Source organism: Coralloluteibacterium stylophorae, from assembly GCF_018122625.2.
Taxonomy (GTDB): Bacteria; Pseudomonadota; Gammaproteobacteria; order Xanthomonadales; family Xanthomonadaceae; genus Coralloluteibacterium; species Coralloluteibacterium stylophorae.
The window spans coordinates 50434-75602 of record NZ_JAGQFT020000014.1; the positions used below are offsets into that span (position 1 = coordinate 50434).

Here is a 25169-nt window from a genome sequence, read left to right on the forward strand (position 1 = left end):
TGGCTCGGTGCGGCACGCGGGCCGCGGCGGGCGAAGGGGAAGACGGCGCGCGGCGGCCGGGGCGCGGCCTGGCGCCGCCGCGCCCGTACGCGGCCCAGCTTACTCGGGCACGAAGAAGTCGTTGCCCTGGGTGTCGATCATGTCCAGCGCGCGACCGCCGCCGCGGGCCACGCAGGTCAACGGATCGTCGGCGACGTGCACGTGCAGGCCGGTCTCCTCGGAGAACAGGCGGTCGATGTCGCGCAGCAGCGCGCCGCCGCCGGTGACCACGATGCCGCGCTCGGCGACGTCGGCGCAGAGTTCCGGCGGGGTCTGCTCGAGCGCCTGCTTCACCGCGCTGACGATGCCCGAGAGCGGCTCGTGCAGGGCCTCGAGCACCTCGTTGGCGGAGATGGTGATCATCCGCGGCACGCCCTCGGCGAGGTTGCGGCCGGAGACCTCCATGGTCGGGTTGTCGTCCTGCTTGTAGGCGCAGCCGATCTCGAGCTTGATGCGCTCGGCCGTGGCTTCGCCGATCAGGGTCCCGTAGGTGCGGCGGACGTAGGCGATGATCGCCTCGTCGAAGCGGTCGCCGCCGATCCGCACCGACTGCGAATAGACCACGCCGTTGAGCGAGATCACCGCGACCTCGGAGGTGCCGCCGCCGATGTCGATGACCATCGAGCCCTGCGCCTCGGACACCGCGATGCCGGCGCCGATCGCCGCGGCCATCGGTTCCTCGATCAGGTAGACCTCGCGCGCGCCGGCCTCCTCGGCCGACTCCTTGATCGCGCGCTGCTCGACCTGGGTCGAGCCGCAGGGCACGCAGATCAGCACGCGCGGGCTGGGCTTGAGGAAGCGCGCCTTGTGCACCTTCTTGATGAAGTGCTTGAGCATCTCCTCGGTGTAGGTGAAGTCGGCGATGACGCCGTCCTTCATCGGCCGCACGGTGGTGATGTTGCCGGGGGTGCGGCCGAGCATGCGCTTGGCCTCGGCACCCACCGCGGCCACCTGCCGCTGCGAGCCGCCGCCGCGATCCTGGCGGATCGCCACCACCGACGGCTCGTTCAGCACGATGCCCTGGCCGCGGACGTAGATGAGGGTGTTGGCGGTGCCCAGGTCGATGGACAGGTCGTTGGAGAACAGACCGCGGAGGCTCTTGAACATCAGGCGCTTTCGGGGAGGGAGGCGGACGCGGCACCGGGCCGTCGGCCGGGTGCGCAGGAAGTCGGCAAGCCTAGCAACGGCGCCGGGAGCCAGCAAGGAAAAAGCTCGTTAAATCAAGTGGCAACGTGAAGCGGAGGCGGGAGGCGGGAATCGGGACCTGCAGGGCATGAGCGGCTCGGGGCTCGGGACTGCGAGGCGGGCGCCGTGCACGAATCGCTGCGCGACCGCCCGCACGCCGGTCCCTGTGCCCTGTGCCCGCTCGCCCCGCGTCCAGCCCCCATGCCGCATGCCCCGCGCGCGCCCGCCGCGCCCCACCCGCTCGGCCAACTCCACTACCATGGCCGACTTTGCGTTGCCGCCGGAGCCTCGACCGCCATGTCTGCCGCCTTGATCTGCGGGTCCCTCGCCTACGACACCATCATGGTGTTCCCGGACCACTTCAAGAACCACATCCTGCCGGACAAGGTCCACATCCTGAACGTGTCGTTCCTGGTGCCGCGGATGCGCCGCGAGTTCGGCGGTTGCGCCGGCAACATCGCCTACAACCTCAAGCTGCTCGGCGGCGAACCGGTGCCGATGGCGACCGTGGGCCAGGACTTCGGCCCCTACCGCGAGCACTTCGAGGAGCAGGGGATCCGGCTCGACCAGGTCAAGGAGATCGAGGAGCTGTTCACGCCGCAGGCCTTCATCACCACCGACCTGGACAACAACCAGATCACCGCCTTCCACCCGGGCGCGATGATGCGCAGCTACGAGAACCACGTGAAGGACGTGCCCGGGGTCGCCTTCGGCATCGTCAGTCCGGACGGACGCGAGGGCATGCTGCAGAACGCGCGCGAGTTCGCCGAGGCGGGGATCCCCTTCATCTTCGATCCGGGCCAGGCCATGCCGCTGTTCAACGGCGAGGAGCTGCGCGCCTTCATCGAGCAGGCCGACTACGTCACCGTCAACGACTACGAGTCCAACCTGCTGCAGGAGCGCACCGGCTGGAGCGAGGCCGAGATTGCGCAGCGGGTGAAGGCCTACATCGCCACGCGCGGGCCCAAGGGCGCGGTGATCCATGCCGAGGGCAAGGTCTACGACGTCCCGCCGGCACACGAGCGCCGCGTCACCGACCCGACCGGCTGTGGCGATGCCTTCCGCGCCGGCCTGATCTTCGGAATCATGAAGGGCTACGACTGGCTCACCATCGGCCGCATGGCCAACCTGATGGGCGCACTCAAGGTCGAGCACCCGGGCACCCAGAACCAGCGCTTCGACTACGAGGAGTTCGCCGAGCAGTTCACCCAGCAGTTCGGCTACGCGCTGCGCTGAAGGCGTCGGCGCATCGCGAAGAGAAGGCCCGGCGATGCCGGGCCTTTTCCTTCGTGACCGCAGCGGCGCCGGCGCTCACGGCGGTGCGTCACCACGCATCTGCACCCGGCCCTCGCCGTCGCTCTGGATGAAGCTGAAGGCATGGGCCAGGCGGACCGACGACGCTTGGTAGCCCGGCGTGGCTGGCGTGCAGTCGAGGGATGCCGCGGGGCAGGCATGCAGGGGCTCGAAACCGCCACTGGCGGACCGCCTCGATCGCCGCCTGATGGAACCGCGGATCGATTGCGGTGCCGCAGTCCTCGGCGTCCTGCAGCGGTGCGGCGTGGCAGACCCGCCCGGCCTCGTCGATCCACAGGTCCACGCACGCCGCCTGCACCGGCAGGCGCTACGGCAGCAGCTCCGACGGATAGACCGCCGCGACGCGATCGTAGAGGACGACCCGCGCGCCGCCGTCGCTCAGCTCCGGCTGACCGTCATCGCCAGGTGGCGCTCATTCCAGCCGCGCGAGATCCACGCCGGCGACCTCGAACACCAGGTGCAGCGGACGGCCGCCGCTGGCGGTGTCGATGGTCACCGTCTTCGCCCCGGCCAGGCCCTCCATGAAGCGCGCGTCCTCCTCGACGAACAGCGCCTGCAGGTTCTCCTCGGGCTTGCGCGCGTCGAAGGCGGCGGCCTCGCCGCCGTCGAAGGCGACGTCGACCGTGCAGCCCGGCGGGCAGTCGAACTCGGCGGTGTCCAGCAGCAGGTAGACGCTCTGGCCCCACTCCGGATGGCGGCGCAGCACCATGCGCACGCGCGGGCTGCGCGGCTGGCCCGCCTCGATCACCGCCGCGCGCTGCAGGCCGCCCTCGACCTGTTCGAGGTGGTAGGACCACAGCCCCTCGAGGCGGCGCGTCTCGCGCTCCGCCTGGGCCTTCTCACGCACCTCGGGCAGGGACTCGGCGACCGCGGCCGCGGCGGCGGTATTCGGGTAGTCGGCCAGGAGCACGTCGCCGTAGGACTTGGCCAGGCCCCAGTTGCGCTCGCTGCGCGCGGTCTCGTACTGCGCGGCCTGCTGCGCCGCGGCCGCCTCGGCACGCTGCGCCGCCGCCTGCCGGGCGGCTTCGCGCTCGGCCTCGCGGTCGCAGGCGCCGAGGGCGAGGCCGCACAGCAGCAGCGTGGCCAGGCGCACGGCGCGGCCGCTGGCCATGCCCGTCACTCCGCGTCCCCGCGGCTGCGCTCGAGCAGCGCCTCGACGCTCATCGTGGTGATCGGGTGGTAGCCGGGGCGGGACGAGATGAACACCTGCTCGGCGAAGCGGTGGCCGTCGGGCGTCGCCACCAGCGCCTCATAGGTCGGCATGATCAGCTTGCGCCGGCCGATGCGCTTGAGGAACTGGCTGATCGCCGGCCGCGCCTCGAAGTAGCCGCTGCGCACGGCGAGCGGATACCAGCGCTGCGCGATCTCGCCGTTGGCCGTGCCGGTGAAGCGGAAGGCGGCATCGAGCTCGTTCATCTGCTGCGGCGCCAGCGTCTCCGGCATGCCGGCGAGGAAGTGCACCCACTCCTGCGTGATCCAGCCGTCGGTATCGAGCTCGGACAACGACTTGCGCCCCTCGAGCCAGTCCTGGCGCGCGGCGTCGACCCGCTGCAGCCGTTCCGACACGATCTTCGGCGCCGCCGGCGGGATGCCCTGGGCGTAGAGCCAGCGGTCGACCTGCTCGATGGAAACGGTGTCGGGGTTGGGCTCCAGCAGGTGCTCCTGCAGGTAGCTGCGGAACTGGTCGGTGGTGACGCTCTGGAAGGCGTGCGCGTCGAACCAGCCGCGCAGGAAGGCGTCGAAGGTCTCGCGCCCGAAGCGCTGCTCCAGGAACTGCAGGAACCAGGCGCCCTTGTCGTAGGCGATCGACGACAGCGCGCCGTCGGCATCCTCGCCCTCGCCGAGCGGCGGCGGGGCGAGCGCCTGGCGCTGCGGCGCGATGTCGTCGAGCTCGGCGATGAGGCCGTTGCGGGCGATGACGAATTCCATCTCCGCCTGCTCCCGGCCGTAGACCGCCTCGACGATGCGGTTCTCCACGTAGCTGGTGAAGCCCTCGTTGAGCCAGATGTCCTTCCAGGTCGCGTTGGTGACGAGATTGCCCGACCAGCTGTGCGCGAGTTCGTGCGCGATCAGGCTGACCAGCGACTTGTCGCCGACGATGACCGTGGGCGTGGCGAAGGTCAGGCGCGGGTTCTCCATGCCGCCGAACGGGAACGACGGCGGCAGCACCAGGATGTCGTAGCGGCCCCAGCGATAGGGCCCGTACAGCGATTCGGCGACCTCGATCATCTTCCCGGTGTCGGCAAATTCCGCCGCCGCCTTCTTCGCCATCGCCGGCTCGGCCCAGACGCCGGCACGCGCGGAGATCGGCTCGAACACCAGGTCGCCGGCGGCGATGGCCAGCAGGTAGGACGGGATCGGCTGCGGCATGCGGAAGGCGTACTCGCCGTCGCGCTCGGCCTCGGGATCGTTGTCGGCGCTCATCAGCGCCATCAGCGCCGGGTCGGTGCGCACCGTCGCCTCGTAGGTGAAGCGCACCGAGGGCGTGTCCTGCAGCGGCACCCAGGAACGCGCGTGGATGGCCTGCGACTGGCTGAACATGAAGGGCAGCTTCCCGCCCTGGGTCATCGACGGCTCCAGCCACTGCAGACCGCTCGCCTCCGGCGCGGTGCGGTAACGGATGCGCACGTGCTCCGGGCGCGCGGGCGTGGCGACGGTGAGCTTCTGGCCGTGCACCGGATCGCGCTCGGCGAGGGTGTACTTCAGCTTCCGCCAGCGCGCGTCGCCGCTGCGGCCCTCGATGCGCTCGATGTCGAGGTCGCGGGTATCGAGCACCAGCGTATCGGCCTCCGGATCCAGCCACTCCAGGGTGAGGTCGGCCGTCCCGGCCAGGCGCTTGGCGTCGAAGTCGACCTCGAGATCCAGCGCCAGGTGGCGCACGACCACCCGCTCCGGCTCCGCGTAGGAGCTCTCGTCGGCGCGGCGGTCGGGCTGCGCCGGCGACGGCTCGGCGCTCTCCTGGGCGAACGCGGGTACGGCCGGCAGGATCAGGGCAAGCAGCAGGAAGAGGTTACGCATTGAAGAAACCGCTCGACGGGCAAGGCTCACGGGATCTTAACGCAGCGGCGTGATCGGGCCGTCGGCGCGCTCCCGACATTGAACGCTGGCCGCGGCCGGCGGAGTCCTGTACAAACGCGACTCATTTTCATCCACCGCGGGAACCCCCATGCCTCGACTCCAGCGCGCCCTGCTGCCGGCGCTCGTCCTCGCGCTCGCCGCCACCGCCGCAAGCGCCGAACCGGTCCGCATCGAACATGCGCAGGGCGAAGCCGTGCTGCCCGCGCCCGCCCGGCGTGTCGCGGTCTACGACCTCGCGGCGCTGGACATCCTGCAGGCGCTCGGCGCACCGGTGGCCGCGGTCCCCGACGTCCGCATACCGGCGCACCTGGCACCCGGAGCCGGGGTCGATGTCGTCCGCGCCGGCACCCTCTTCGAGCCGGACCTCGATGCGCTCGCCGCGGCTGAGGCCGACCTGGTGATCCTCGGTGGTCGCTCGCGCCGCGCCTACGCCGACGTGCAGGCGCTGGCCCCGACCATCGACCTCTCGGCCGGGACCCGAAACTACCTCGCCGCCACCTACGCCAGCATCGACGCGCTCGGTCGCGCGACCGGCCGCAGCAAGGCCGCCGAGGCCGAGGCCATGGCGCTGCGTGCCCGCCTCGCCGAGCTGCATGCGCGCACCGCCGACGCCGGCACCGGCCTGGTGCTGTTCGCGGTCGGCGACCGCGCGATCGCGCACGCCCCCGGTGAGCGCTTCGGCATCGTCCACGAGGTGCTGGGCGTGCCGTCGGTCCTGCCGACGACGACCGCGGCCGCGTCCGAAGGCGTGCGGCCCGAAGCAGGCTCGCCCGAGGCGCGCGCGCAGGCGGCGGACCGCGCGGCCGCGCTCGAGGCCGCGCTGGCGGCGGATCCGGACTGGCTGTTCGTGATCGACCGCGACGCCGCCACCGGCGATCCCGAGCGCCCCGCCTCCGAACGCCTGGCGGACCATCCGGCGGTCAGCGCGAGCCGCGCCTGGCGCAGCGGTCGGGTGCTCCATCTCGACGCGCCGGCCTGGTACCTCGCCACCGGCGGCATCGGCACCCTGACGCGGACCGCCGACGCCTTCACCGCGGCGCTCGACGCGGCGGAGTGACGCCAGGACGCGACCGGGCCGCCGCGGCGGCCCGGCCCGCTCACACCCGGTAGCCGGAGTGGATCGCGACGATGCCGGCGGACAGGTTGCGGTGCGAGGCGCGGGCGAAGCCGGCCTCGGTCAGCATCCGCTGCAGCTCGGCCTGCGGCGGATGCTTGCGGATCGACTCGGCCAGGTACTGGTAGCTCGCGCGGTCGCCGGCGATGAGCGTGCCCAGCCGCGGCAGCACCTGGAAGGAATGGATGTCGTAGAGCGGCCGGAACCACTTCGGCCGCACCTGCGAGAACTCCAGCACCAGCACCCGGCCGCCGACCTTGAGCACGCGGTGCATGTCGGCCAGCGCGCGCGCCTTGTCGGTCACGTTGCGCAGGCCGAAGGCGATGGTGACCAGGTCGAAGGACTTGTCCGGGAACGGCAGCGCCTCGGCATTGCACTGCACCCAGTCCAGGCCGCGCACCAGCCCGCGGTCGGTCAGACGGTCGCGCCCCACCCCGAGCATCGCGGCATTGATGTCGCCGACCACGATGCCGCCGCCCTCGCCCACCCGCGGATGCAGCAGCGCGGCGATGTCGCCGGTGCCGCCGGCGAGGTCCAGCACGCGGTCGCCGCGCTTCACGCCCGAGGTCGCCACGAAGTAGCGCTTCCATACCCGGTGGATGCCGAAGCTCATCAGGTCGTTCATGACGTCGTAGCGGCGCGCGACGGACGAGAACACCTCGCCCACCAGCTTCTGCTTCTCGCGCGTGGGCACGTCGCGGTAGCCGAAATGGGTGGTGTCGCCGGCGGACTCGGCCGGCACGGTCACGGGAAGGGCGTCGGGGCGGGAATCGTGCTCGCTCATGCGGTCGAGTATCCCATGCCGCGCCCGGCGCGTTGCGTGTGGATGCTGCACGCCACCACCACGGCGCGCCGGTACCGTGTCGCCACCATCCGGAGGGAGCGTCCATGAGCCGTTACGCCCTGCTCGCCCGCCTCGAGGCGAAGCCCGGCCGCGAGGCCGAGGTCGAGGAGTTCCTGCGCCACGCCGCGGCGCTGGCCCGGGACGAGGCCGGAACGCTCACCTGGTACGCGCTCAAGCTCGGCCCTTCCACCTTCGCCATCGTCGACACCTTCGACGACACCGCATCGCGCCAGGCGCACCTGACCGGCCGCATCGCCGCCGCACTGATGGAACGCGCACCCGACCTCTTCGCGAGCTCGCCGGTGATCGAGGAGGCCGAGGTGCTGGCGATGAAGGGACGCTAGCTGGCGCCGCCGGCGCCACGTAGGCTGGCGCGCCTCCCGCACGAGTGGCCGCCATGCCCGACATCGACTACCGCGCCCTCCTCGCCACCGCCGTCGCCGAGGCGCGGCAGGGGCTGGCCGAGGGCGGCATCCCGATCGGCGCCGCGCTCTACGGCGGCGACGGCCGCCTGCTCGGCTGCGGCCACAACCGCCGCGTGCAGGAGGACGACCCGTCGATCCACGGCGAGACCGACGCCTTCCGCAAGGCCGGCCGCCAGCGCAGCTACCGCGACACCATCATGGTCACCACGCTCGCGCCGTGCTGGTACTGCAGCGGGCTGGTGCGCCAGTTCAACATCGGCGCCGTGGTGGTCGGCGAGTCGGTGACCTTCGCCGGCGGCGTCGACTGGCTGCGCGAGGCCGGCGTGCGCGTGATCGACCTCGCCGACGCCGAATGCATCGGCATGATGCGCGACTTCATCGCCGCGCGGCCCGCGCTGTGGAACGAGGACATCGGCGAGGAGTGAGTCCCGGTCGCGGGACCGGCGCCGGAACCGCGGCGCTCAGGCGTCGCGGGACTTGCCGGCGGCGGCCAGTGCGTTCTCGTAGCGCGGCCAGAACGCCTCCTGCTCCCGACCGAGGCGATGGAGCGTGTCCCAGCTGAAGATGCCGCTGGCGTGTCCGTCGCTGAAGCGCAGCAGCACCGCGTAGTGCCCGACCGGCTCCACGCCGACGATGCCCACCGCACGCTTGCCGGCGACCAGCTGCTTCTGCCCCGGCCCATGCCCCTGCACCTCCGCACTCGGCGATTCCACCCGCAGGTATTCCGCCGGCAGCCGGAACCGCGCGCCGTCCTCGAACGCCACCTCGAGGATGCGCGAGGCCTGGTGCAGGACGATGTCGGTGGGGGTGGGCATGGTTCTGGGCGATGAGGTGGGAATGGGTGGTGGTGAGGCGGGAATCGGGACCTGAGGCTCGGCATGGCCTGCTGGCCCTTGCTCCGGAGCGACGCTCGGGAAGCAACGGTCCGCAGGTCCCGATTCCCGTGTCCCGATTCCCGCTCGACCCAGCGCCTCAGATCACAGGATGTACCGCGACAGATCCGGATCCTGCACGAGGTCGCCGAGGTGGGCGTCGACGTAGGCGCGGTCGATGGTCACGGCTTCGCCGCCGCGGTCGGGCGCTTCGTAGCTCAGGGTGTCGAGCAGGCGCTCAAGCACGGTGTGCAGGCGGCGGGCGCCGATGTTCTCCTGGCGCTCGTTGACCTCGAAGGCGATCTCGGCGAGGCGGTCGATGGCCTCGTCGGCGAAGCTCAGGGTCACGCCCTCGGTCCCGAGCAGCGCGTTGTACTGCTTGGTCAGCGCGCTGTGCGGCTCGGTGAGGATGCGCCTGAAGTCGTCGCGCGACAGCGCCTGCAGCTCGACCCGGATCGGGAAACGGCCCTGCAGCTCCGGGATCAGGTCGGACGGCTTGGCGACGTGGAAGGCGCCGGAGGCGATGAACAGGATGTGGTCGGTCCTGACCACCCCATACTTGGTGCTGACGGTCGAGCCTTCCACCAGCGGCAGCAGGTCGCGCTGCACGCCCTCGCGGCTGACGTCGCCACCGGACACGCCCTCGCTGCGCTTGGCGACCTTGTCGATCTCGTCGATGAAGACGATGCCGTGCTGCTCGCAGGCGTCGATCGCGGCCTGGCGCACGTCGTCCTCGTTGACCAGCTTCGCCGCCTCCTCCTCGATCAGCTGCGGGCGCGCGGCGCGGATCGTGAGCCGCCGCGACTGCGTCTTGCCGCCGGAGAGGTTCTGGAACATCTGCTTGAGCTGCTGCCCCATCTCCTCCATGCCGGGCGGAGCCATGATGTCGACGCCCTGGTTGACGCTGGTCTCGATCTCGATCTCGCGCTCCTCGAGCGCGCCGTCGCGCAGCTGCCGACGCAGCTTCTGACGCGTGCCGGAGTCCTCGCCGGGGCCGGCGGCCGGATCCTCGGGATCGCCGATCGGGAAGCCCATCGGCGCCTGCGGACGGCGGCGCGGCAGCAGCGCATCGAGGATGCGGTCCTCGGCGCGCTCCTCGGCCTGGGTGCGCACGCGCTGCTTGGCCTGCTCGCGGAACAGCTTGACCGCGGAGTCGGCGAGGTCGCGGACGATCTGCTCGACGTCCTTGCCGACGTAGCCGACCTCGGTGAAGCGGGTCGCCTCGACCTTGACGAAGGGCGCGTTGGCGAGCGTCGCCAGCCGGCGCGCGATCTCGGTCTTGCCGACGCCGGTCGGGCCGATCATCAGGATGTTCTTCGGCGTCACCTCGTTGCGCAGCGCGGGGTCGAGCTGCATGCGCCGCCAGCGGTTGCGCAGCGCGATGGCCACCGCACGCTTGGCCGACTTCTGGCCGACGATGTAGCGGTCGAGCTCGTTGACGATTTCGCGGGGAGTGAGTTCGGACATGGGCTTTGCGGATTCGTGCGGCACGGGCCGCGTGAGGGGACGTGCGTTCAGTCGGCCAGTTCTTCGACCGCGACGTTGCCGTTGGTGTAGATGCAGATGTCGCCGGCGATCTTCAGCGCCTCCTCGGCGACGCCGCGCGCATCCAGCTCCGAATGCGACAGCAACGCGCGCGCCGCGGCCAGCGCGAAGGCGCCGCCGGAGCCGATCGCGATCAGGCCGTCGTCGGGCTCGATGATGTCGCCGTTGCCGCTGATGATCAGCGAGGTGTCCCGGTCGGCCACCGCCAGCAGCGCCTCGAGCTTTCCGTAGCGACGGTCGGTGCGCCAGTCCTTGACCAGCTCGACCGCCGCACGCACCAGCTGGCCGTTGTGCTGCTGCAGCTTGTTCTCGAACAGCTCGAACAGGGTGAAGGCATCCGCCGCGGCACCGGCGAAGCCGGCGAGCACGCTGCCGCCGCCGAGCCGGCGCACCTTGCGCGCGGTGCCCTTCATCACGGTGTTGCCGAGCGTCACCTGGCCGTCGCCGGCGACGACCACGCGCCCGCCGCGACGCACCGAGACGATGGTCGTGGCGTGGAAGACGTTGGGGTTCTGGCTGGGATCCATGCGGCCCTCCGGGTACGAACCGGTTCAATGGGGATGGGGCATGGGGGGGACAAGGGTTGGGGTGGTGAAGCGGGAATGGGGAAATGGGAATCGGGAATCCGGACCTGAAGCGACTTGATGGGCTCGACCTCTGCCCGGATCGCCACGGCCCGCTCCAGCCACGACGGGCCGCGCCCGCAGTCCGGCCCGCGATGCCGCGGCAGGGTTGCGCACGTGCCCGAAGATGAACCACCCCGCCGCAGGCTTCCGAACCCGCGCCGCGCGCCCCAGGTCCCGATTCCCCACTCCCGATTCCCGCCCCCGGCCCTACCCGCCCCCCTTCTTCCTGGCCCTGGGATGCGCCCCGTCGTACACCCGCGCCAGGTGCTGGAAGTCGAGGTGGGTGTAGATCTGGGTGGTGGCGATGTCGGCGTGGCCGAGGAGTTCCTGCACGCCGCGGAGGTCGCCGGAGGATTCGAGGATGTGGCTGGCGAAGGAATGCCGCAGCAAGTGCGGGTGCACGCGCTTGTACACGCCCTGCGCGCGGGCCAGCTTGCGCACGCGCAGCTGCACCGCGCGCGGGGTGATCGGCGCGCCGCCGCGGCCGGGGAACACCGGCGCCTCGGCGACGGCGCCGGCCTCGGCGCGCCAGGCCGCCAATGCCTCGCGCGCGTGGCGGCCGACCGGCACCACGCGCTCGCGGTTGCCCTTGCCGCGCACGTGGACCAGTCCTTCGGCGAGGTCGAGTTCGCCCCAGCGCAGGCCGCAGAGCTCCGACACGCGCAGGCCGGAGGAATAGAACAGCTCGAGCATGGCGCGGTCGCGGGTGCCGAGCGGGGCGTCGGTCGGCACCTCGACCAGCGCGTTCATCTCGTCGGCGTCGAGCACCTGCGGCAGCTTGCGCGGCGCCCGTGGCGCCCGCAGCCCGGCGGTGGGATCCGGCGCCTGCGGGCGTTCGCGCCGGCGCCAGCGGACGAAGCCGCGGATCGCCGACAACCGCCGCTGCAGGCTCTTGCCGGAGATGTCGCGGTCGCGGTGTTCGCTGGCGACGAAGCTGCGCAGCGTGTCGGCGTCGAGCGCGTCCCAGTCGGCCAGGGCCCGGCCGCGCATCCAGGCGGCGAGGAATGCGAGGTCGCGACCGTAGTTGTCGAGCGTGTGTGCGGAGAGGTTGCGCTGGCGCAGGTGGGCGAGCCATGCCGCGCGCTCGCGCTCGAGCGCATCGGCCGGCGGCGCGGCGGCGTCCACCTGCGCTCCTTCAGCGCCGGAAGCGGCGCAGGCCGGCGACCAGGGCGTCGGCCATCATGCCGAGGAACAGCGTGCCCACGCCGGGATAGAAGCGGTTGGCGTCGCGGCTGCCGATGGCGAGCATGCCGAGCCCGGCCAGCGGCAGCAGGGCCACCGACTGCACCGCGTCCTCGTCGCCGGCGAAGAGCATGTCCAGCTTGTCGGCATTGAGCCGGCCGCAGAGCGGCTCGCGCGCGGCGAGGAAGTCGGCGAAGGGCTGCAACTGGTTGCTGTCGCGGGCGACCACGCGCAGCCAGTCGCTCGTCTCCAGGCCGGCGACCGCCTCGAACAGCACCACGCGCACCGCGTCGCCGGCGAAGTCCTCGCCGAGGCTCGCCACCATCGCGCGCAGCGTCGCCGCCGCGTCGGGCTGGCGCATCAGGGCCAGGGTGAGCTGGTGGGTGCGCACCGCGAGGCGCTCATTCTCCTGCGCGTTGGCGAACAGCTCGAGCAGGCGGCGGTTGAGCTCGCGGTTCTTCTCGCGCAGGACCTCGAGCTGGTAGCTGGCCAGCGAGGTCGCCTGCCCCTCCGCGCGCGGCATGACCAGGCTCTGCGCCAGGTCGGGGTAGTGGGCGAGGAAGTCCGGGTGCCGGCGCAGCCAGGCCGCGACCTCGCTGGCGCCGGTGTCGGCGTGGGTGTCGTTGCTCATGCGAGCCACTCTCCTTCGAAGACGAACGTGGCCGGGCCGGCCATGGTCAGCGGTGCGTCGGCGGCGGGCCAGGCGATCTCGAGTTCGCCGCCCGGCAGCGCGACCGTCGCGCGGCGACCGATGCGGCCGCGCCGCATCAGCGCGGCCGCCGCGGCGCAGGCGCCGCTGCCGCAGGCCTGGGTCTCGCCGGCGCCGCGCTCGTAGACGCGCAGGCGCAGGCGGTCGGCCGCCACGACCTCGGCGAAACCGACGTTGACCGAGTCCGGGAATTCCGCCCTCGCCTGCAGCGCCGGCCCGAGCAGGGCGACGGGCGCGGCATCGACCGCGTCCACCTCGACCACCGCGTGCGGGTTGCCCATCGAGACCACGTCGAAGGCCAGCTCCGTGCCGGCGACCGGCAGCCGGTACGGGACGCCCTGCGCGACGTGCAGGAACGGCAGCGCGGCGGGGTCGAACACCGGCACGCCCATGCCGAGGCGGTAGCGGCCATCGTCGAGCCGTTCGACCGCCACCGGACCGGCCGGGCCGTCGACGCTGAAGCGCGGATCCGTCGCCGCGCCGTCGCGCACCAGCCAGGCGGCGACGCAGCGTGCGCCGTTGCCGCACTGCCCCGCGCGCGAGCCGTCGGCGTTCCAGATGCCGTAGGCGGCGATGCTGCCCGCGCTGCGCGGCGGTTCGATGGTGATCAGCTGGTCGCAGCCGACGCCGCGGTGGCGGTCGGCGAGCGCGCGCACCAGCGCGGCGTCCGGCGCCGGCGCACCGGCGGCGCGGCGGTCGAGGATGACGAAGTCGTTGCCGGCGCCGTGCATCTTGCTGAAGCGCAGGACGGAGCCGCTCACTGCCAGTCGCCGTCCTCGAGGCCGTCTTCGAACGCGTCGTCGTCGAAGCCGTCGTCCTCGTCCGGCAGCGGTGCGGTGGGCGCGGTGGTGGTGCCGGACGTGCCGGTGGGCGCGGTACCGACGCCGGGCGCCGCCGGTGGGCGGGTCAGATCGCCCTTCTGGCCGCAGCCGGCGCACAGCGCGGCGGCGAGCAGGACGCAGGACAGGAACATCGGGAAGGCCTTCATGCGGCGAGTATAGCGAGCCGACGGTGGCCTCCACGCGCCCGCGCAGGCATCGCCCTAGACTGCCGGCTCCCTTCCGCCGGAGCCTGCGATGACGCCGTTCGCCATCCTCCTCGCGATCGCGGCCGCGCTGCTGCTGCTCGCCCTGGTCAGCGCCGCGGGCGGGCGCGGCTTCGCCCGCGCCCTGCGCCTGCTGCTCGCCCTCGCGCTGCTGGTGCTCGCCGCCGGCGTCGGCCTGCTCGCGCTGGGCGTGCGCGACTATTTCGGCCTCGACGAGCGGCCGGTGGCGCGCCTCGAGGTCCGCCAGCGCGCGCCGCAGACCTTCGGGGTGACGCTCACCGACGCCGACGGCCTGCGCCGCGAGTACGACCTGCGCGGGGACGAATGGCAGCTGGATGCGCGCGTGGTGCGCTGGCAGTTCGGCGCGCGCCTGGCGGGGGTGCCGCCGCTGTACCGGCTGGAGCGCCTGTCCGGGCGCTACCGCGACATCGACCAGGAGCGCGAGGCCCCGCGCAGCGTGCATGCGCTCGGCAGCGACGGCCTGCTCGACCTCGCCACGCTCGCGCGCCAGTACCCGCGCTGGCTGCCCTTCGTCGACGCGCGCTGGGGCAGCGCCGCCTACCTGCCGCTGATCGACGGCGCCCGCTACGAGGTGCGGCTCAACGCGCGCGGCGGTCTGGTGGCGGTACCCGCGGACGCGGCCACGCGCGATTTGCTGGAGCAATCCGGCTGGTGACGGCTCAGCGCGCCAGCCGTGCCTGCGCCTCGGCGGCGAGGCACCGGGTCAGCGCCTCGGCCGACTCCTCGCGGCCGAGCGCGGCGGCCTGGCCCGCCCACAGCGGCTGGAAGTCGGCCGAACCCGCGGCCTCCGCCTTCGCCCGCAGCGGCGCGAGCGCGGTGCCGGCCAGGGGAAACTCGGGTGCGATCGCGCTGAGCGGCCCGAGTTCGCGCATGGCACGGTTGATGAGCCCGCGCGCCGGGCGCCCGCTGAACACGTTGGTCAGCGCCGTGCCCGCATCGTCCGCACGCCGCAGCGCAGCGCGGTGCAGCGGCGCGATCGTGGCCTCCGGGCAGAACAGGTAGGCGGTCCCGAGCTGCACCCCGTCCGCGCCCAGCGCGAAGGCGGCGGCGATGCCGCGCGCGTCGCCGATGCCGCCGGCGGCGACGACAGGTACGTCCACGGCGTCGACGACCTGCGGCACCAGCGCGAAGGTCCCGACCTGCGCGGCGGGATCGGTCGCCAGGAACATGCCGCGGTGGCCGCCGGCCTCGCTGCCCTGGGCGATGACCGCGTCGCAGCCATGCGCGACGAGCCAGCGCGCCTCGGCCACGGTCGTCGCCGATCCCAGCACGCGTGCGCCGGCGGCGCGTACGCGCTCGAGCAGGCGCGGCTCCGGCAGGCCGAAGTGGAAGCTGACCACCTCCGGCCGCAGGCGCTCGACCAGCGCGCAGGCCTCCGCATCGAAGGCGCGCCGGCCGCCGCCGGACACCGCGGCATCGGCATCCACGCCCCATTCGCGATACCAGGGCCGCAGCCGCTCCATCCAGGCGGCTTCGCGCGTGGGATCGCGCGACGGCTCCGGATGGCAGAAGAAGTTGAGGTTGAGCGGCGCGTGCACCGCGGCGCGGAAGGCGTCCACCTGCGCTTCGACCTGCACCGCATCGAGCATCGCGCAGGGCAGCGAGCCGAGGCCGCCGGCGCGCGCCACCGCGATCGCCAGTGCCGCGTCCTGGGCGCCGGCCATGGGCGCCTGGATCAGCGGGTGCGCCGTGCCCAGCAGCCGGGCGACCGCGGAACCGTCCCAGTCCGACACCGGCGGCGCCCTCAGGACCCGACCGGTTCCGCGACCTCCTCGGCCTGCGCGGGTTCGGCGGCGGCCGGCGCGCGTGCCGGCAGCGCCCGCGTCGGCGCGAACGGCCCGGCGACGCCGAGCTGGTCGAGCAGGAAGGCGTAGTACTCCGCCACCTCGCGGTACTTCTGGAAGCGCCCCGACTTGCCGCCATGGCCGGCCTGCATGTTGGTGCGCAACACCAGCAGGTGGTTGTCGGTCCTGCGCGCGCGCAGGCGGGCGACGTACTTGGCCGGCTCCCAGTACTGCACCTGGCTGTCCCAGAGGCCGGTGCCGACGAACATCGCCGGGTACGGCTTGGCCTCGATGTGGTCGTAGGGCGAGTAGGCGAGCATGGTCTCGTAGGCCTCCTGCTGCTCGGGATTGCCCCACTCGTCGTACTCGTTGGTGGTCAGCGGGATGGTCGGATCGAGCATGGTGGTGACCACGTCCACGAACGGCACCAGCGACACGATCGCGCGGTAGTTGTCCGGCGCCTGGTTGGCGACCGCACCCATCAGCAGTCCACCGGCGCTGCCGCCCATCGCCGCGACGCGGTTGGGCGCCGCGTACTTCTGCCCGACCAGGAACCGGGTGACGTCGATGAAGTCGTTGAAGCTGTTCTGCTTGTCCGTCAGGCGCCCGCCCTCGTACCAGGCGCGACCCATCTCCTCGCCGCCGCGGACGTGGGCGATGGCGTAGACCATGCCGCGGTCGACCAGGCTCAGCACGTTCGGGTTGAAGCGCGGCTCGGTGGAACTGCCGTAGGCGCCGTAGCCGTACTGCAGCAGCGCAGCGGTGCCGTCGCGCTCGAAGCCGCGCCGGTACAGCAGGGTCACCGGAATGCGCACGCCGTCGCGCGAGTTCGCCCAGCGCCGCTCGGTGACGTAGTTCGACTTCACGAAGCCGCCCTGCACCGGCTGCTCCTTGAGCAGCGCGCGCTCGCGCGTGGCGATGTCGAGCTCGTAGGTCGTCTCCGGCGTGGTCGGCGAGGTGTAGGTGTAGCGCAGGCGGTCGCTGCCGGGTTCGGCGTTGACGCCGAAGTCCATCGCGTACGCCGGTTCGTCGGCCGCGACCTCGAAGGCCTCGCCCTCCTCCGGGATCACCCGCAGCCGGCTCAGGCCCTCGCTGCGCTCGGCCAGGGCCATGAAGCCGTTGAACAGGACCACGTCCTCGAGCAGCACGCCGGCATCGTGCGCGACCAGCTGGCGCCAGGCGGCCGCGTCCTCCCACGCACCCTCGTCTGCCTCCATCAGCTTGAAGTTGGGCGCATCGCGGTTGGTGCGGATGACCCAGCGGCCGTCGAGATGGTCGGCGAAGTACTCCACGTTCCGCTCGCGCGGCGCGACCAGGCGGAACTCGCCCGGCGCGGCGGACTCGGTGCAGCGCTGCTCGGTGGACACCGTGCTCTCCACGCCGATGCAGATGTACTTCTCGCTGCGGGTGTGCATCAGGCCCATGTAGAAGGCCTCGTCGGTCTCCTCGTAGACCAGCTCGTCCTCGGCCGGGTCGGTGCCGAGCACGTGCCGGCGCACGCGCTTGGTCAGCAGCGTCGCCGGGTCGTTCTCGACGTAGTAGAGCGAGCGTCCGTCGGCGGCCCATTCGATGCTCGCCGCCAGACCCGGGATCGACTCGGGCAGCAGCGCGCCGGTGGCGATGTCCTTGATCCTGAGCGTGTACTGGCGGCGCCCGACGGTGTCCTCGACGTAGGCCAGCAGCGCCTGGTCGGGGCTCACCTCCCAGTTCGGGATCTGCAGGAAGCTCTTGCCCTGCGAAAGCGCATTGAGGTCGAGCAGCACCTCCTCCGGCGCCTGCATGCTGCCCTTGCGACGGGCGTGCACCGGGTACTCCTGGCCCGGCACGAAGCGGGTGTAGTACCAGTAGCCGTCCTTCCGGTACGGCACGCTGGTGTCGTCGGGCACGATGCGGCCGATGAGCTCCTGGTAGAGCGTCTCGCGCAGGTTCGCCAGCGGCGCCATGGCCTGGTCGGCGTAGTCGTTCTCGGCGCGCAGGTAGTCCAGCACGTCGGGGTTCTCGCGGCTGTCGTCGCGCAGCCAGTAGTACTCGTCCTGGCGTTCGGCGCCGAACGGTGCGGTGACCACGTAGGGCTGGATCGCCGCCATCGGCGCCGGCGGCAGCGCCGGGCGCTCGGGACGGCCGGTGCGTTGCGGCGTGTCGTCGCCGCCGCAGGCGACGAGGCCGAGCGCGAGCAGCAGGGCGAGGGTCGAACGGGTACGCGTCATGCGCGTCGGACTCCGGGAAGGTCGGCGGGACGCCGACATGCTACGGCCGCCCGGAGGCGGCCGCAGTGTCGTGCGCGGGAACGAGGACGGACGCCTCAGTCCTGCGGGAACAGGCGCTGGCGCAGGAAGGTGTAGGCCAGCGCCTGCATGCGCGCGCGCTGGGCGTTGTCGGCGGCGCCGCCGTGGCCTCCCTCGATGTTCTCCCAGTAGGTCACGTCGTGGCCCTGTTCCGACATGCGCGCCATCATCTTGCGCGCATGGCCGGGGTGGACGCGGTCGTCGCGGGTGGAGGTGGTGAAGAACACCGGCGGGTAGTCGACGTCCTTCGCCACGTTCTGGTAGGGCGAGTACTGCTTCAGGAAGGCCCAGTCGTCGGTGTCGGGGTTGCCGTACTCGGCCATCCACGACGCGCCCGCGAGGAGCTTGTTGTAGCGCTTCATGTCCAGCAGCGGCACCTGGCACACCACCGCGCCGAACAGCTCCGGGTACATCACGGTCATGTTGCCCATCAGCAGGCCGCCGTTGGAGCCGCCCTGGATGCCGAGGTGCTCCGGGCTGGTCACCTTGCGCGCGACCAGGTCGCGGGCGACCGCGGCGAAGTCCTCGTAGGCCTTGTTGCGGTTGGCCTTGAGCGCGGCCTGGTGCCAGCGCGGACCGTACTCGCCGCCGCCGCGGATGTTGGCGACCACGTAGACGCCGCCCTGCGACAGCCAGCCGCGGCCGACCGAACCGGAGTAGCTCGGCGTCAGCGAGATCTCGAAGCCGCCGTAGCCGTAGAGGAGCGTCGGGTTGCTGCCGTCGGCCTCGAAGCCCTTCGGCGCGACCATGAAGTACGGCACCTTGGTGCCGTCGGCGCTGGTGGCGAAGTGCTGCGTCATCGCCATGCCCTCGCCGTCGAAGAAGGCCGGCGTCTCCTTGAGCTTCTCCGCGGTGCCGCCGACGGTGCCGTAGTACAGCGCGGTCGGGTGCAGGAAGTCGGTGACGGTCATGAAGTAGTCGTCGGACTCCTCGTCGTCCACCGCGTCCACCGACACCGTACCGATCTCGGGCGCGCCCGCCAGCGGCGCGCGCGCCCAGGAGCCGTCCTCGGCCGGGGTCAGCACGTACAGCCGGTTCTTGACGTCCTCGAGCACGTTGAGGATCAGGTGGTTCCTGGTCCAGGCGGTGCCGGCGAGCGAGCTGCGCGTGTCGGGGGCGAAGAGCACCTCGAAGTCGCGGGCGCCGGACATGAAGGCGTCGAAGTCGATCGCCAGCAGCGAACCCGCCCTGTAGGTGGTGCCGCCGACCTCCCAGTCCTCGCGCGGCTCGACCGTCAGCCACTGCTTGTGCACGCCCTTGGCGGCGGAGTTCGGAACGTCGATCTTCTCGAGTCCGCCGTCGTCGGCGCGCAGGTAGAGCTCGTCGTTGTAGAAGGCGATGGTGCGGCTGACGAAGTCGCGCTCGAAGCCCGTGGTGTCGTCGTGCAGCGCCGCGATGTACATGTCCTCGGTGCGGCCTTCGTAGACCGTCCTGGCCGCGGACATCGGCGTGCCGCGGGTCCATTCCTTGACGATGCGCGGGTAGCCCGACTCGGTCATCGAGCCGTCGCCGAAGTCGGTGTAGACGTAGACGCGGTCCTCGTCGATCCAGGTCAGCCCGCCCTTCGCTGCCGGGCGCTGGAAGCCGTCCTCGACCCAGCTCCTGGTGGAGATGCGGAACTCGCGGGTGACGTCGGCGTCGGAGCCGCCGTGCGAGAGCGCGATCAGGCAGCGGTCGTAGTCGGGCTTGAGGCAGTCGGCGCCGTGCCAGACCCAGTCCTCGCCCTCGGCCGCGTTCAGCGCGTCGACGTCGATCAGCACTTCCCACTCGGGATTCTGGGTGCGGTAGGACGCGGGCGTGGTGCGCCGCCACAGGCCGCGCTTGTGCTCGGCGTCCTGCCAGAAGTTGTAGTACCAGCCGCCGCGCTCGGTGACGTAGGGGATCTTGGCATCGGAATCCAGGATCGCCTGCAGGTCGCTGCGGAGCGCCTCGAACCCGGGCGCACGCTCGAGCACGGCCTCGGACTCCGAATTGCGCTGCTTGACCCAGTCCAGCGCGCGCTCGCCCTCGACCTCCTCGAGCCAGAGATAGGGATCGGTGTCGGTCGACATGGAGGCCTCCTGCGCCTGCGATGCGAGCGGAAGTCCGCCCAGGATGCCGGCCACGAGCCAGGCGAGCGTGGTGGTGCGCATGGATATCCCCGTCGGCGATGCAAACGGCGGACGCTAGCACGGCCGGCACGGCCGGCGGCCGTGACCAAAGTCATGCCGGCCGGCGCCACTCCCGCGCGAGCAGGCCGAGCAGCACGCCGTCGGCGCGCCCGCTGCCGTCGGACAGCGCCCAGCGCTCGCGCGCGCGACCCTCGCGCACGAAGCCCAGGCGCTCCAGGAGCCGGAGCGAGGCGGCGTTGCCGGGATCGACATCGGCCTCGATCCGGTGCAGGCCCAGCGCGCCGAAGCCGTGGTCGAGCGCCGCCGCGACCGCCTCCGTCCCCAGGCCGCGGCCCCAGCGGTCGCGCCGCAGCATGAAGCCGAGCTCGCAGCGCGCATGCCGCGGATCCAGCGCCCACAGCGTGACCGTGCCGAGCAGCACGTCGTCGGCCGGCTCGACGATCGCCCACTGCCGGAAGCTGCCGTCGCGCCAGCCCGCGGCGATCGCATCCAGGTAGGCCTGCGCCTGGGCGCGCTCGGTCCAGGGCGGATGCGACCACCAGCGCAGCGCCTCCGGGTCGGAGAACACCGCGTACAGCGGTTCGAGGTCGCCGGCGCACGGCGGGCGCAGCCGCAACCGCGGCGAGGCCAGGATCGCGCTCACGACAGCGCCTCCGGGGCGACGGCCGCAGCGGCCGGACGGACCAGCCGCTGCGCGCGGCGGACCAGGCCATCGCTGCGGACCCGCCGCCAGGGCGCGCCGTCGGCGGCGAAGCCCAGGCGCGCGAGCAGGCGCAGCGAAGGGGCGTTGTCCACGTCCACGCTGGCCTCCACCCGGGCGATGCCGGCGGCGCCCGCCCACTCCAGCACGGCAGCCACGGCTTCGACGCCGAGCCCGCGTCCCCAGTACGCCGACGCCAGCAGATAGGACAGCTCGGCGCGGGTGCGGCCCTCGCCCAGGAACCAGAGCGTGACCATGCCGATGCAGCGGGCGGCGTCGAGATCGACCGCCCACGGCGCGACGCTGCCGCGCAGCGTGCCGGCGCACAGCGCATCGACATAGTCGCGCGCGTCCGCCGGGGCGCCCCAGCGCGGATGCGAGGCGGCGCGCAGGATGCGCGGCTCGGAGAACAGCGCGAACAGCGCCGCGGCGTCGCCCGGTTCCAGCGGACGCAGGCGCAGGCGCGGCGTGACGAGCGCGGGGATCACGGCCCGATCGCCCGCGACAACCGCAGCGCCTCGGCGCCGTCCTCGTAGTAGTCGGGAATGCGCCCGGTCTCGGCATAGCCGGCGCGGCGATAGAGCGCGCGCGCCGGCGCGTTGTCGGGACGCACCTCGAGCACCAGCAGCTCGCGGCCGGCGCCGCGGGCCTGCGCCTCGGCGTCGGCGAGCAGCGCGGCCCCGAGCCCGCGCCCGCCGCGGCCGGCCCGTACCGCGATCGAGTACAGCCGTCCGCGACGGCTGCCGATGCGCAGCAGGAGCAGGGTCGTGCCGACGACCTCGCCCCGGTCCTCGGCCACCCGCAGGCGCGCCCGCGGATTGCCGAGGTGGTGGCGGAACTGCCGCGCCGACATGCGGTCGCCGGGGAACTGCGCCTCGATCGCCAGCAGCGCCGGCAGGTCGCCGGCGCGGGCATCGCGGAAGTGGAGCGTGCTGTCCATCCGCCGATGATGCCGTCGCGACGGCGCCGGCGGCCATCGCCCGCACCGCCCTGCCGCCCCTGCCCTGCGTTGCGGGCGGAGGCCGCAGTGGGAAAGCACGGCGGATGCGGACAAGGGTGGCGGCGGGCGGACGGGCGCGACGTTCATCACCGCGCCGGGCGGCGATGTCAGACTTGGACACCATCCTGCCCACGTGCTCCATGACCCGCCTCGTCATCGTCGTCGAGAAGCCATCCGACTGGGGCTCCTACTACCCCTCCGACAACGTCGTCGCCGCCGCCGACTACCTGCGCGAGCCCATCGGCGAGGGCGAGCGCACCCAGGTCATCAACCTCTGCCGCAGCTACAAGTACCTCGGCACCGGCTACTACGTGTCGCTGCTGGCCGAGGCGCGCGGGCACAAGGTGATCCCCAGCGTCCGCACCCTGGCCGACCTGCGCCGCCGCTCGCTCTACGGCATCGACATCGAGGACCTCAACGCCAGGCTGGCGAAGTTCTTCCCCGAGGACGCCGGCGACGCCAGCGAGTTCGCCCTGCTCGCCTACTTCGGGCGCACCCGCTACGAGCCGCTGCAGGACCTGGTGCGGCAGGTATTCGAGGCCTTCCCGACGCCGATCCTGCGCATCGAGTTCGAGCGCGAGCGCGCCTGGCGGATCGCTTCGATCCGCCCGGCCGGCCTGCACACCCTCAACGACGAGCAGGAGAACGGCTTCGCCGAGGCGCTGGACGCCTTCTCCAAGAAGCTGTGGCGGCGCCCGCGCGCGCGCCGCAAGTACCGCTACGACCTGGCCATGCTCCACGACCCCGCCGAGGCGATGCCGCCGTCGAACCGGCGCGCGCTCAAGCAGTTCGTCGAGGCGGGCGCCGCGCTCGGCATCGAGGTCGACCCGATCGGCCGCCTCGACTACACCCGCCTGGCCGAGTACGACGGCCTCTTCATCCGCGAGACGACCTCGCTCGACAACCACACCTACCGCTTCGCCCACCGCGCCGAGCGCGAGGACATGGTGGTGATCGACGATCCGGTCTCGATCCTGCGCTGTACCAACAAGATCTTCCTGCACGACCTGCTGACCAAGAAGAAGCTGCCGATCCCGCGCACCGAGATCCTGATGCGCGATGCGCCGGCGCGGCTGGACGCGCTGCCGGACACGCTGGGCTTCCCGCTGGTGCTGAAGATCCCCGACGGCAGCTTCTCGCGCGGGATCAGCAAGGTCGGCAGCGTGGCCGAGCTCAGGGCCGCGGCCGAGCAGCTGTCCCAGCATTCGGCGCTGCTGATCGCGCAGGAGTACATGTACACCGAGTTCGACTGGCGCATCGGCGTGCTCGACGGCGAGCCGCTGTACGCCTGCCAGTACTTCATGTCGCGGGGGCACTGGCAGATCTACGACCACGCCGGCGGCGGCGCGCGCAAGCCGAAGTCCGGCGGGTTCCGCACGCTGCCGGTGCGCGACGCCCCGGCCGACGTGGTCAAGCTGGCCCTGCGCGCCACCGCGCCGATCGGCGACGGGCTCTACGGCGTCGACATCAAGGCCGCCGGCGAGCGCCTGGCGGTGATCGAGGTCAACGACAATCCGTCCATCGACGCCGGCGTCGAGGACGCCTACCTCGGCGAGGACCTGTACCGGCGGATCATGGACGAGTTCCTGCGGCGGCTGGAGCGCAGGCGGCGGGGGTGAGGCGTTGGTCGGCGGTCGGAATGGGGAATGACGGGCCTTCCGAGGGCCGACCGGGCAGCCCGCCCTTGCGCCTGCTCGTCCCGGACGAGGGGAACGCGCCGGATCAGCGCTGGGCCACCAGCCCCGGTTCCCGATTCCCCGTTCCCGCTTTACCCAGCCCCCCCTGCCGCGGTCGCAACCCCGCGCGCCGCACCGGCGCCAGGCGCCGCGCCTGGTCGCCACGGCGGCGGCGTGGGCGCGCGACGAGGAGCGCGCCGCACGCCGCCGCGAGGCGATGGCGGTAGAGGACGGTGAGCGAGAGCAGCGGCGCGACGAGGCACCAGAACGGCAGCCAGCCGATGCCGGTGGCGCCGCGTGCCGCCGGCACGAAGGCGAGCGCCGCCAGGCCGAGGAGGAGCCACTGCACCAGGCTGCGGGCGAGCCGCGGATCGGGCGCCGCCGTCGCGGCGGACGCGCGCAGCGCCGCGGTGGCGCGGGAACGGACGGAGAGCTGGCGGGACATGGCGGCACTCGTGGGTGGCGGTGCGGCCAGAGTGCGAGGGGCGGGTCTCAGGGGTTAAGACGGGGGGCGCGTCCCGGGCCTGGGATCGAGAGAGCGGGACTCGGGAAGCGGGACCCGCGGGGTGGAGCCGGCCCCGTGACCCGTGCCCCGAGCCCTGCTCCTGCCCCGTGCCCGGCCCCGGCCCTCATGGCCCGCGCGGGCCCGGCCCCGCTCAGCTGCCGCGTTCGACCAGGGCGTCGAGGGCGTCGCCGGCGATGCGTTCGCCCAGCTCGGCCAGTTCGCGCGCGCGCCAGAACTCGTAGAAGTTGGCGCTGGTCCGCGGCACCCGCACCAGCACGTCGGGTGGGTCCAGCGCGGCCTGCAGGCGCGAGATCTGGCCCTGCATGGTGTCGAGAGAGCGCAGCATCAGGTCGAGCATCCCCGGACGCGGCGGCTCGCCGGGACGGCGGCGCTCGAGCAGCCCGCCGAGCAGGGCGGCCATGCGGGCGCGCGGGCCGCCGCCGACGTCCAGCGGCTCGGGTTCGGGCTCGGGCTCCGCCGGCAGGCCGGGCAGGCGCCGCGGCGAACGCGCGTTGACGTCGACCGCGACCACCAGGTCGACCAGCGCGTGCCGGGTGGCGGCGATCGGCAGAGGGTCGAGCAGGCCGCCATCGACGAGCTCGCGGCCGGCGATGGTGATCGGGGTGAAGATGCCGGGGATGGCGATCGAGGCGCGCACCGCGTCGAACAGCGAGCCGCGGGTCAGCCACAGCTCCCGCTGGGTCTGGATGTCGGTGGCCACCGCGACGTAGGGCAGCGGCAGCGACTCGATGTCGATGTCGCCGACCATCTCGCGCAGCGCGCCGATGATGCGCTCGCCCTTGAACAGGCCGCCCTGGCCGTAGGCGAAGTCGAGCAGGCCGATGATCTCGCGCTTGTCGTGGGCGAAGGCCCAGGCCCGGTATTCGTCGAGCTTGCCGGCGGCGTACATGGCGCCGACGAGCGCGCCCATCGAGGTGCCGGCGATCGCCGCGATCTCGTAGCCGCGCGCCTCCAGCGCCTGGATCACGCCGACGTGCGCCAGCCCGCGCGCCCCGCCGGCGCCCAGCACCAGGGCCACGCGCGGACGCGCGCCGCCGGGCTCGACCCCGCCCCGTTCCACCCGGTCCGGACGCACGCGTGCGTCCATC

25 protein-coding genes are annotated in these 25169 nt (G+C 72.4%); 6 read left to right on the top strand and 19 right to left on the bottom strand.

From position 1 onward, the window contains the following. Positions 1-99 precede the first annotated feature (99 nt). Complete coding sequence (locus KB893_RS16775; protein WP_211925727.1) at positions 100-1146, bottom strand: rod shape-determining protein; 1047 nt, start codon at positions 1144-1146, stop codon at positions 100-102. Between the two features lie 375 nt (positions 1147-1521). On the opposite strand from KB893_RS16775, the gene KB893_RS16780 reads away from it, so the two are divergent. Beyond that, positions 1522-2460, top strand: a complete 939-nt coding sequence (locus KB893_RS16780) for a carbohydrate kinase family protein (protein ID WP_211925726.1) — start codon at positions 1522-1524, stop codon at positions 2458-2460. Positions 2461-2950: 490 nt separating this feature from the next. Here KB893_RS16780 and KB893_RS16785 read toward each other — a convergent pair whose 3' ends face one another. Then, positions 2951-3649: a hypothetical protein gene (locus KB893_RS16785; RefSeq protein ID WP_211925725.1), complete on the bottom strand. Its 699-nt coding sequence runs from the start codon at positions 3647-3649 to the stop codon at positions 2951-2953. 5 nt (positions 3650-3654) lie between these two features. Beyond that, positions 3655-5556: a M1 family metallopeptidase gene (locus tag KB893_RS16790; protein WP_211925724.1), complete on the bottom strand. Its 1902-nt coding sequence runs from the start codon at positions 5554-5556 to the stop codon at positions 3655-3657. Positions 5557-5704: 148 nt separating this feature from the next. Between KB893_RS16790 and KB893_RS16795 the strand changes: the two genes are divergently transcribed. After that, on the top strand, positions 5705-6673 hold the full coding sequence (locus KB893_RS16795) for an ABC transporter substrate-binding protein (protein WP_211925723.1): 969 nt from the start codon (positions 5705-5707) through the stop codon (positions 6671-6673). 40 nt (positions 6674-6713) lie between these two features. Here KB893_RS16795 and ubiE read toward each other — a convergent pair whose 3' ends face one another. After that, positions 6714-7514, bottom strand: a complete 801-nt coding sequence (ubiE, locus tag KB893_RS16800) for a bifunctional demethylmenaquinone methyltransferase/2-methoxy-6-polyprenyl-1,4-benzoquinol methylase UbiE (RefSeq protein ID WP_211925722.1) — start codon at positions 7512-7514, stop codon at positions 6714-6716. Positions 7515-7618: 104 nt separating this feature from the next. On the opposite strand from ubiE, the gene KB893_RS16805 reads away from it, so the two are divergent. Then, on the top strand, positions 7619-7918 hold the full coding sequence (locus KB893_RS16805) for a putative quinol monooxygenase (protein ID WP_211925721.1): 300 nt from the start codon (positions 7619-7621) through the stop codon (positions 7916-7918). A gap of 53 nt (positions 7919-7971) precedes the next feature. Further along, positions 7972-8424 carry a nucleoside deaminase gene (locus tag KB893_RS16810; RefSeq protein ID WP_211925720.1) on the top strand — a complete coding sequence of 151 codons (453 nt, stop codon included), beginning with the start codon at positions 7972-7974 and terminating at the stop codon, positions 8422-8424. A 36-nt stretch (positions 8425-8460) separates the two neighbouring features. Here the strand turns inward: KB893_RS16810 and KB893_RS16815 are convergent, their stop codons facing one another. The 7 genes from KB893_RS16815 to lptM form a co-directional block, all read right to left on the bottom strand. Further along, a complete protein-coding gene (locus KB893_RS16815) occupies positions 8461-8814 on the bottom strand; it encodes a gamma-butyrobetaine hydroxylase family protein (RefSeq protein WP_211925719.1) in 354 nt (117 codons plus the stop codon). A gap of 162 nt (positions 8815-8976) precedes the next feature. Then, on the bottom strand, positions 8977-10338 hold the full coding sequence (gene hslU, locus KB893_RS16820; RefSeq protein ID WP_211925718.1) for an ATP-dependent protease ATPase subunit HslU: 1362 nt from the start codon (positions 10336-10338) through the stop codon (positions 8977-8979). A 47-nt stretch (positions 10339-10385) separates the two neighbouring features. Then, entirely contained in the window at positions 10386-10943 is a 558-nt protein-coding gene (gene hslV / locus KB893_RS16825; protein ID WP_213173917.1) for an ATP-dependent protease subunit HslV, read from the bottom strand. Positions 10944-11249: 306 nt separating this feature from the next. Beyond that, the gene (xerC, locus tag KB893_RS16830; protein WP_213173918.1) at positions 11250-12167 is read right to left on the bottom strand and encodes a tyrosine recombinase XerC; all 918 of its coding nucleotides are present in this window, start codon (positions 12165-12167) and stop codon (positions 11250-11252) included. 10 nt (positions 12168-12177) lie between these two features. Continuing rightward, positions 12178-12855 (bottom strand): DUF484 family protein, encoded by a 678-nt coding sequence (locus KB893_RS16835; protein WP_211925717.1) that lies wholly within the window; start codon positions 12853-12855, stop codon positions 12178-12180. Beyond that, entirely contained in the window at positions 12852-13664 is an 813-nt protein-coding gene (dapF, locus tag KB893_RS16840) for a diaminopimelate epimerase (RefSeq protein ID WP_213173921.1), read from the bottom strand. The genes KB893_RS16835 and dapF overlap by 4 nt, the downstream gene beginning before the upstream one ends. Positions 13665-13690: 26 nt before the next feature. Further along, positions 13691-13921 (bottom strand): LPS translocon maturation chaperone LptM, encoded by a 231-nt coding sequence (gene lptM / locus KB893_RS16845; RefSeq protein ID WP_211925716.1) that lies wholly within the window; start codon positions 13919-13921, stop codon positions 13691-13693. Positions 13922-14009: 88 nt separating this feature from the next. On the opposite strand from lptM, the gene KB893_RS16850 reads away from it, so the two are divergent. Then, positions 14010-14654 carry a hypothetical protein gene (locus KB893_RS16850; RefSeq protein ID WP_211925715.1) on the top strand — a complete coding sequence of 215 codons (645 nt, stop codon included), beginning with the start codon at positions 14010-14012 and terminating at the stop codon, positions 14652-14654. A 4-nt stretch (positions 14655-14658) separates the two neighbouring features. On the opposite strand, the gene KB893_RS16855 is transcribed toward KB893_RS16850, so the two are convergent. The 6 genes from KB893_RS16855 to KB893_RS16880 form a co-directional block, all read right to left on the bottom strand. Next, positions 14659-15732: an NAD(P)H-dependent flavin oxidoreductase gene (locus KB893_RS16855; RefSeq protein WP_338026997.1), complete on the bottom strand. Its 1074-nt coding sequence runs from the start codon at positions 15730-15732 to the stop codon at positions 14659-14661. An 11-nt stretch (positions 15733-15743) separates the two neighbouring features. After that, entirely contained in the window at positions 15744-17990 is a 2247-nt protein-coding gene (locus tag KB893_RS16860; protein WP_211925714.1) for a S9 family peptidase, read from the bottom strand. 95 nt (positions 17991-18085) lie between these two features. Next, on the bottom strand, positions 18086-20200 hold the full coding sequence (locus KB893_RS16865) for a prolyl oligopeptidase family serine peptidase (protein ID WP_211925713.1): 2115 nt from the start codon (positions 20198-20200) through the stop codon (positions 18086-18088). Positions 20201-20270: 70 nt separating this feature from the next. Then, the gene (locus KB893_RS16870) at positions 20271-20822 is read right to left on the bottom strand and encodes a GNAT family N-acetyltransferase (protein WP_211925712.1); all 552 of its coding nucleotides are present in this window, start codon (positions 20820-20822) and stop codon (positions 20271-20273) included. Beyond that, positions 20819-21367, bottom strand: coding sequence for a GNAT family N-acetyltransferase (locus tag KB893_RS16875; protein WP_211925711.1), 549 nt, complete (start codon positions 21365-21367; stop codon positions 20819-20821). Before KB893_RS16875 ends, KB893_RS16870 begins: the two co-directional genes overlap by 4 nt. Continuing rightward, positions 21364-21819: a GNAT family N-acetyltransferase gene (locus KB893_RS16880; protein WP_211925710.1), complete on the bottom strand. Its 456-nt coding sequence runs from the start codon at positions 21817-21819 to the stop codon at positions 21364-21366. Before KB893_RS16880 ends, KB893_RS16875 begins: the two co-directional genes overlap by 4 nt. 200 nt (positions 21820-22019) lie before the next feature. On the opposite strand from KB893_RS16880, the gene KB893_RS16885 reads away from it, so the two are divergent. Beyond that, positions 22020-23498, top strand: coding sequence for a RimK family protein (locus KB893_RS16885; RefSeq protein WP_211925709.1), 1479 nt, complete (start codon positions 22020-22022; stop codon positions 23496-23498). A 103-nt stretch (positions 23499-23601) separates the two neighbouring features. Here KB893_RS16885 and KB893_RS16890 read toward each other — a convergent pair whose 3' ends face one another. Then, positions 23602-24000, bottom strand: coding sequence for a hypothetical protein (locus tag KB893_RS16890; protein WP_213173919.1), 399 nt, complete (start codon positions 23998-24000; stop codon positions 23602-23604). A gap of 211 nt (positions 24001-24211) precedes the next feature. Further along, on the bottom strand, positions 24212-25168 hold the full coding sequence (locus KB893_RS16895) for a patatin-like phospholipase family protein (protein WP_211926169.1): 957 nt from the start codon (positions 25166-25168) through the stop codon (positions 24212-24214). Between the last annotated feature and the right edge of the window lies 1 nt (position 25169).